This is a genomic window from Streptomyces solicavernae (assembly GCF_029968095.1).
Taxonomy (GTDB): Bacteria; Actinomycetota; Actinomycetes; order Streptomycetales; family Streptomycetaceae; genus Streptomyces; species Streptomyces solicavernae.
Genome location: NZ_JASCIR010000079.1, coordinates 1 through 2,812, shown reverse-complemented (window position 1 = coordinate 2,812; position 2,812 = coordinate 1). Strand labels below are relative to the sequence as shown.

Below are 2,812 nucleotides of genomic sequence, written 5' to 3'. Positions count from 1 at the left end.
CCGCCCTGGTCTGCGGTCCATCTTCGGGATCGGGGGTTCAAGACTGCTGAGCTTCGTCGTGGGGATTCTGGTCGTCGCCAGTCGGTGGGTGAAGCATGCTTCGTCGCGCTGTCCCTGAATGAGCCCAAAGACGCCGTCGCCGTGCTGTCTGGTATCGCCGCTCACGAGGCCGACCTCGTGTCCTTTGTATGTGAGGGATACCTGCCGGAGTTGCTGTCTGTGGGCTCGTGCCACCCAGGCCGCTTCGAGTAACACCCGCTCCATTGCGGCGAGTTCTCCCGTCTCGGTTCCGGGCCACGAAGTTTTGAAACAAGCAGTCCAATACGTGTACGCTTCCGGCATGGCACGACCGAGGACCTTCGACGAGGAACGCGCCCTGGAAGGTGCGATGCGCCTGTTCTGGGAGAAGGGGTACGAAGCCGCGTCCACCCAGGACCTGTGCACGGCGACCGGCCTGGGACGCAGCAGTATCTACAACACCTTCGTCAGCAAACACGCCCTGTTCGTCCGGGCGTTGGGGCACTACCTCGACAGCATGACGGACAGTCAGGCGGACATCCTGGACGACTTGACCCTGCCAACCCTCGCCCGTTTGCGGCAGCTGTTCCGCCGGGTCATCGACACGGAGGAGAGCAACCGCCAGGAGCACCTGGGCATCGGCTGCCTGGGGGTCAACACCAGCGTGGAGCTCTCCCTGCGCGACCCGGAGGCCGCCGGCCTGCTGCAACGCGATCTGGAGCGTCGCCTCGGCACCCTTCGAGACGTGATCGCCTCCGGCCAGCGGGCCGGGGAGATCTCGCGGGCCCGAGAGCCGCGCGAGGTCGCCCTGTTCCTCAACGCGACCATCGGAGGCCTGCGCATCTCGGCCCAGAACGGCCTCGACCGCACCGCACTCGAGTCGATCGCAGAGACCGCTCTGGACGCACTCGCACCCTGACGCCCCCCTCTCCACCACTTCGCACTTCGGCCTGCCCCAGTTTTAGATAGATCAGTACAAAACTATCGCGCAAGCGACCTCCCGTAAGGATGTGACCTACTCATGCCACGTACGGTCTATGTGCTGGCCCTCGGCATCTTCGCCATGGTGACCAGTGAGTTCGTCGTCGCCGGCCTCATGCCTCAGATGGCGGAGGGACTCGGTGCGACGATCCCTCAGATCGGCTACCTGATCACCGCGTTCGCCGTCGCCATGACGGTCGGCGGGCCGTTCCTGACCATGGCACTGATGAAGCTCCGCCCCAAGCCTGCGCTGCTGCTCCTCTTCGTCATCTTCCTCGTCGGTAACGCACTCGCCGCGACCGCCACCAGCTACGGCGCCATGCTCACCGCCCGCGTCATCACCGGCATCGCGGCGCAAGCGTTCTTCGGCGTCGCGATCTCGGTGTGCTCCGCGGTGACACGGGAGGAGATCCGCGGCCGTGCCATCGGCGTCGCCATGAACGGCCTGATGCTCGGCACCCTCCTCGGCCTGCCGATGGCCACCTTCATCGGCGGCAATCTGGGCTGGCGCGCCGCCTTCTGGGCCATCTCGCTGCTCACCGTCATCGCCGCTGTGGCGACCTTCTTCGGGGTTCCGCGCCTTGAGCGCCCGGGCAGCTCCGGCGGTACGTTCCGGGAAGAGGCCCAGGTCTTCAGGAAGCCGCGGCTCTGGCTCGTGCTCTCCACCAGCACCCTCGTCATTGGCGCGACCTTCTCCGCCTTCAGCTACTTCAACCCCATCCTCACCGAGGTCAGCGGCTTCCGTGAGTCCAGCGTCCCCATCCTGCTCATCGCCTACGGTGCCGCCACCGTCATCGGCAACAGCGTCGTCGGCCGCCTCGCCGACCGCCGGACCGTGAGCGTCCAGGTCGTCGGACTCGCCCTCAACACACTGTTCCTCGCCGGATTCGCCGTCTTCGCCGACGTCAGTGCGGCCGCGGTCGTCCTGATGATGGGCATCGGCCTGGTCGGCGTGACGATGAACCCGGCGATGGCGACCCGCGTCCAGCGCACCGGCAACCCGGGCCCGCTCGTGAACACGGTCCACTCCTCGTTCATCACCCTCGGCGTCATCATCGGCTCGTCGCTCGGCGGCGTCTTCGTCGAGAGCTTCGGGCTGCGCTCCCCGCTCTGGCTCGGCGCAGCGATCGCCGTACTCGGCCTCGCCAGCCTGCTGCCTGAACTGGGCCGACGCAGCCGCACCGTCCCGGTCCCCGTCACGGGGAAGACGCCCACCGCGCCGTCCCTCCCTGCCACCCCGGCCACCCCGGCCAGAGACACCCTCAACCTGCCCCAGGAACCGGAGCAGGCAACGGCCTGACCCGCAACGCCGCCCCATCCCGACCCTGCACGGCCAACTGTGCGCCCAGGCCCGGCTCTTCGCTCACCAGTGCAGCGAGGACCGGGCCCCGGGCGCTGCCCAGCTCTCGTACCCGAGGACCAACAGGCTCTGCGCACCGTAGGTCGTCTCACTCCCTGGTCGGCATGGCTGACCGGGAATCGGTGTCCTCGCCGTCAGCCGGACCCTCGTCCGCGAGCCTCCACGTCAGCCTCGTACCGGTCCTGCTCGGCCGGGGCATCCCCTACTTCGCCGACCTGACCGACGCACCGCACCACTTCGCCGACCCCGTCGTGACCCGGGGCCAGGGCACCACGCATCTGCGATTCCGCGTACGACGCGAAGACCGGCAGGCAGACCCGCCGACGGCGACGGGTGCGGGCTGACCGAGACCGGTCCGTCCGTCATGCCTACTGCATGCCGCACACCCGCCTCATGGCCGTGTGCCGGATGGGGTCCTGGAGCTTCTCGATCACGTAGTCCACGCAGGCCGTG

4 protein-coding genes are annotated in these 2,812 nt (G+C 67.7%); 3 read left to right on the top strand and 1 reads right to left on the bottom strand.

What is annotated here, in order from left to right; genetic code table 11:
* Positions 1-264: hypothetical protein (locus tag QIS99_RS31975; protein ID WP_282517261.1), on the bottom strand; the 264-nt coding region annotated here is incomplete at its 3' end.
* Positions 265-340: 76 nt separating this feature from the next.
* Here QIS99_RS31975 and QIS99_RS31970 point away from each other — a divergent pair.
* The 3 genes from QIS99_RS31970 to QIS99_RS31960 all read left to right on the top strand — a co-directional run bounded on the left by QIS99_RS31970 (position 341) and on the right by QIS99_RS31960 (position 2,703).
* Positions 341-937 (top strand): TetR/AcrR family transcriptional regulator, encoded by a 597-nt coding sequence (locus QIS99_RS31970; RefSeq protein ID WP_282517260.1) that lies wholly within the window; start codon positions 341-343, stop codon positions 935-937.
* A 102-nt stretch (positions 938-1,039) separates the two neighbouring features.
* Positions 1,040-2,299 carry an MFS transporter gene (locus QIS99_RS31965; protein WP_282517259.1) on the top strand — a complete coding sequence of 420 codons (1,260 nt, stop codon included), beginning with the start codon at positions 1,040-1,042 and terminating at the stop codon, positions 2,297-2,299.
* A gap of 164 nt (positions 2,300-2,463) precedes the next feature.
* The gene (locus QIS99_RS31960) at positions 2,464-2,703 is read left to right on the top strand and encodes a hypothetical protein (protein ID WP_282517258.1); all 240 of its coding nucleotides are present in this window, start codon (positions 2,464-2,466) and stop codon (positions 2,701-2,703) included.
* The last annotated feature ends 109 nt before the right edge of the window (positions 2,704-2,812 follow it).